Here is a 3,741-nt window from a genome sequence, read left to right on the forward strand (position 1 = left end):
GGGTTGGGGCGTGGATGGCGGTCCGGGGCGGTTGGCCCACGGATTCGGGCCGGGCCGCCCACGGACGAAAGCAATCCCCTGCGACACGTAAGGAGTTCCTGTCATGGCGATGAGCAGGAAGAAGTTGACCGGGACGGTGTTCAAGCGCTGCTCGTGCACCCGCGAGGTGACGGCGCCGGACGGCAGCGTTGCGGTGAAGGCGTGGGGAACGAGGTGCCCGCAGCTGACCTACCGGGATGGGCGGTGGTCGAAGGACCACGGCACCTGGCGCTTCCAGCTCGAGGTCCCCACCGTCGACGAGAGGCGCGAGCACCTGCGGGCCGGGTTCGCCACGGAGGCCGAGTGCCGCGAGACCCTCGACAAGGTCGTCGCCCTGTTGCGGCTGGCCGAGAGCGCGGAGGACGGGGACGAGGACCGGGTCCTGCGACAGGTCGCCGGGCTGGTCCGCGCCGCGCTGAAGGCCAAGGGCCCGCTGCCGGACGAGGACGAGTTGCGCAAGAGGCTCGCGCTCGGCCAGCAGATCGAGACGGCGCTGACGGTGGGGGAGTACCTCACCGAATGGCTGGCCACGAAGTCGGATCTGGCGGAGGGCACGAAGATGGCGTACGCGATGCACGTGCGCGTGCACCTGATCCCGCACCTCGGGAAGATCCGGCTGGATCGGCTGCGGGTGTCCCACATCAAGGGCATGGTCGATGCGATCGGCGCGCAGAACGAGACCCGCCTGGCCGGCCAGCGGCACCGCGCCAAGCTCAAGACCGACCTCGAGACCGCGGTTGAGCAGGGCGATGCCGACCGGGCCCGGGTGCTGCGGGAGCGGATCAAGGCTCTGGGCGAGCCGCTACCGATCACCGGGCCGGCCTCGATCCGCCGGATCCGCGCCACGCTCTCCTCGGCGTTGGCGGACGCTGTCGAGCAGCTGCTGATCCCGGTCAACCCGGCGAAGCTGTTCCGGCTCAAGGGCGGCGGGCGCCCGAAGGGCCTGGTGTGGACGAACGCGCGGGTCGCGGCGTGGCGTAAGACGGGGGAGAAGCCCTCGCCGGTGATGATCTGGACGGTCGAGCAGACCCTGGCGTTCCTGCGGGCCGCGCGCGGGCACCGGTTCGCGATCGCCTACCACCTGATGGTGCTGACCGGGATGCGCCGCGGGGAGACGGCCGGACTGCACTGGCGCGATGTCGACCTCGACGCCGGCGAGCTCACCGTGACCTGCCAGCTCGCGCAGATCGGCTGGCGTACCGAGATCACCGAACCCAAGACCCCGGAATCGCACCGCACTATCGCCCTCGACGACTCGGCCGTGACGCTTCTTCGCGGGCAGAAGGCCTGGCAGGAGACCCAGCGCGCCACCTTCGGGGAGGGCTGGGAGGACAACGACCTCGTGTTCACGAACCCCGACGGCACCCGGCTGCACCCGGCGCAGCTGACCTACGAGTTCTACAAGCTCGTACGGGAGAACGAACTGCCCCCGATCCGGCTGCACGACGTCCGGCACGGCACCGCCACCCACGCCCTGACCGCAGGGATCGACGTGAAACTCGTGCAGGACCTGCTCGGGCACACCACCTCCAGCTTCACCCGCGACACCTACCAGGGCGTCGCCGATGAAGCCCGACGCACCGCCGCCACCACGCTGGCCGCGTTCCTCGCCCAAGCCGACAAGACACTGCGAGACAACGCGGTCGAGCAGACTACGTCCAACCATGACGACGAGGTAGCCTCCGAGCCCGAAGAAGACGGCCTGCGCTGATACGTCCTGCACAGGGCATCTTCGCGAAACCCGAAGTACCGCTGCTGCCCGCCGGATACGTCCGGCGGGCAGCAGCGCTTCACGCCCAGAACGTTTGAGGGCAGCGGTTCAGCCACCTGTTTACAAGTTCCGTAGTAGTCGCCATCGTTTGCGCACACCGCGCTGACCTGCGGCCCCGTGGCTCGCTCGCCGCGAGTGACCGTGATTGACCGCCGTTACCGCTCCGTAAGGGCACGCGGCGGGCACGAAAAGCGCTTGGCTGAGGAACGGGGGAATCCGTAACCTCTGGAGCCGGTGGCCCGTCGTCCAGCGGCCCAGGATCACGCGCGCTCCCTCGGGAAACGCGTAGACGCGGGTTCGAATCCCGCCGGTGTCACCGCGCCAAGCGGCCGTGTTGTCAGCTTGGGAACCTCAATAGATCAAGGGGGCTCCATGGAGGTCTCAACTTCCGCGCAGGCCATTAACGCGGCCAGCGCCTTCCTGGATCGTGAGAACTTCAGGCGCTACGGCTATGTGCCGGCCGTCGACGCGGAACATGTGCGGGTCGTGCCGAACGGGTCCGTCGTGCCATGGAACACCGAGGCCTACTTGCGGACGCGAGATATCAACGATGGGTTGGCCGGAAACTGGCCGATCTTCGTCGATGCGGCGAGCGGCGAATGCCGTTTGACGACCCGTGACGACTTCAGGGACTGACTGGCCCCTTGACCCCCCAGCTTCGTCTACGCCAGCGCTGACCAGGGCGGATGTAGTGTTTCGGCGCTGCGGCTGGTCGGTGCGAACTGCTGTGATTCGCTGGCGCATGGCGGCGTTGGTGTCAGTCGCTGGTGTCGACAGGCCCGGCCCTCCCGTCGATCTCGACGGGCCCGCCCTCGATGGATGAGACAAGGACTGCGGGTATTCGCGCAACCAAGATCAGCACCTTGCTCGTGGGCTGGCGGCCAGTGGCCGTCACCTTTACATGGCGTTGCTCTTCGTGCGAGGCCTCGACAAGTGACTCAAACTGAAACTGGTCCTGTTCCTCGCAGTAGCTGTCGGCCCACACCTCGATCGTGGACCCGTCTTTGAGCGTGAGAAGCCACTGGCTCGGCGGTCCCGCTGCGTACTCCATGCGAAGATGCTAGAGGCTAGACCGCGCTGTCAGCTTGGGAAGCAGCGTACCCGCACCCCCGCTGACCTGCGCGCTGGTCAGAGGCTCGTGGTCGAGTTGATCTCCCGTGAGTCCCCGTGAACCTCCGTTCGGCTACCTCACTACGGGCACGCATCGGGCACGAAAGCGCATGACCCTACTCGGTTCATCGGAGCGGGTCGAGGCGTATGTGGTCGTATGCGTGTTGTTCGCGCTTCCGCTGCTCGAGCTCCCAGTGCTCGAATGCGACCGTCTCGACTTCCCACAGGTCGGGTCCGCCCCAACCGTCGTACTGACCGCTGAAGAGTGCGACGAGGAACGCCGAGAGTCCCATCGCGTGCTCCGTCCAGGCGTCGGCGAGGAATCCGCCGCGGTTCCACGTCACGATGTGCCAGTCGGCCGGCGTCGAGGCCGTGCGGTAGAAGAGGGTGTCGCCATCGGGAGTTGCTCCAATGTCGATGATGCCGCCCGGCACGGGATATGCGGGGAACGGGCACTCAAGTTCTGCCAGCATCTCGGCATCCATGGGCACGTTGAGCGAGACGTACCCGCCGAAGTGCTCGCGCGACCCATCCGGCGACGGTGCAGTGATCGAGAGTGTGTTCGCGATTGTGCCGGGGCCGTAGACGTCAAGGAACGCCTTGTAGTCGTCTGGAAAGACCACGCCCCAGTGACTCTCGACGTCTTTCCAGGAGATGTTGTCAGGCACATGGTCTGACGGCGGCATGTAGCGGTTGTCAACGGCCACGAAGTGACCTTGCTGTGCGGACAGCGGATGGCGAGGCTGGCGGACAGCAGAAGTCCAGGCCTGTGCCCACCGATGTCCCGGTGGGCGGCCGTGGGGTTCCCGCAAGGATGGTCA

4 protein-coding genes and 1 tRNA gene are annotated in these 3,741 nt (G+C 66.9%); 3 read left to right on the forward strand and 2 right to left on the reverse strand.

The window, feature by feature from the left end; all coding sequences use genetic code 11:
- Nucleotides 1–103: 103 nt before the first annotated feature.
- From KDK95_RS34135 to KDK95_RS34145, 3 genes are all read left to right on the forward strand, one after another.
- Nucleotides 104–1,750: a site-specific integrase gene (locus KDK95_RS34135; protein ID WP_212522505.1), complete on the forward strand. Its 1,647-nt coding sequence runs from the start codon at nt 104–106 to the stop codon at nt 1,748–1,750.
- 296 nt (nt 1,751–2,046) lie between these two features.
- A tRNA-OTHER gene (locus KDK95_RS34140) sits at nt 2,047–2,126 on the forward strand.
- 56 nt (nt 2,127–2,182) lie between these two features.
- A complete protein-coding gene (locus KDK95_RS34145) occupies nt 2,183–2,446 on the forward strand; it encodes a YrhB domain-containing protein (RefSeq protein ID WP_212522506.1) in 264 nt (87 codons plus the stop codon).
- A 121-nt stretch (nt 2,447–2,567) separates the two neighbouring features.
- Here KDK95_RS34145 and KDK95_RS34150 read toward each other — a convergent pair whose 3' ends face one another.
- Nucleotides 2,568–2,861, reverse strand: coding sequence for a hypothetical protein (locus KDK95_RS34150; RefSeq protein WP_212522507.1), 294 nt, complete (start codon nt 2,859–2,861; stop codon nt 2,568–2,570).
- A gap of 184 nt (nt 2,862–3,045) precedes the next feature.
- Nucleotides 3,046–3,627 (reverse strand): SMI1/KNR4 family protein, encoded by a 582-nt coding sequence (locus KDK95_RS34155; RefSeq protein WP_212522508.1) that lies wholly within the window; start codon nt 3,625–3,627, stop codon nt 3,046–3,048.
- Nucleotides 3,628–3,741: the final 114 nt, after the last annotated feature.

This window comes from Actinospica acidithermotolerans (assembly GCF_018139625.1).
Taxonomy (GTDB): Bacteria; Actinomycetota; Actinomycetes; order Streptomycetales; family Catenulisporaceae; genus Actinospica; species Actinospica acidithermotolerans.

Bases quoted from the DNA above. Each gene is read 5' to 3' on its own strand.
- KDK95_RS34135 (WP_212522505.1), top strand. From the start codon at position 104: ATGGCGATGAGCAGGAAGAAGTTGACCGGGACGGTGTTCAAGCGCTGC.
- KDK95_RS34145 (WP_212522506.1), top strand. From the start codon at position 2,183: ATGGAGGTCTCAACTTCCGCGCAGGCCATTAACGCGGCCAGCGCCTTC.
- KDK95_RS34150 (WP_212522507.1), bottom strand. From the start codon at position 2,861: ATGGAGTACGCAGCGGGACCGCCGAGCCAGTGGCTTCTCACGCTCAAA.